Below are 244 nucleotides of genomic sequence, written 5' to 3'. Positions count from 1 at the left end.
TGGGCATGCGTCCTGGCGTTAGCCGTTCGGTCCAAAGATCTCGCGGCACCGCCGATCAATCCCTCGTAAGCTACTACCTTGTCGTAGATAGTCTCGTAGCGATGAGTGATCTCCGGCTTCGACGACAAATAATAGCTAACATCAATATCAGCGAAGCGCTGCTGAACGGCACCGTTGACGATATTGTTCATCGGCTTTCCATCGCGATGACATGGCATCCCACCTGCGAAATACATGGTGTGAT

Annotated in this window: 1 protein-coding gene; it reads right to left on the bottom strand. The window is 52.0% G+C overall.

Annotated features, from left to right (window positions below):
- Positions 1-191, bottom strand: a 191-nt coding sequence (locus AF337_RS14490) for a DUF6791 domain-containing protein (protein WP_342028432.1), incomplete at its 3' end; no start/stop codon positions are given.
- Between the last annotated feature and the right edge of the window lie 53 nt (positions 192-244).

The organism is Rhizobium ecuadorense (assembly GCF_001187535.1).
GTDB classification, from domain to species: domain Bacteria; phylum Pseudomonadota; class Alphaproteobacteria; order Rhizobiales; family Rhizobiaceae; genus Rhizobium; species Rhizobium ecuadorense.
Note: the sequence above shows the minus strand (reverse complement) of the source record. Positions and strands in the feature narration are given on the sequence as shown.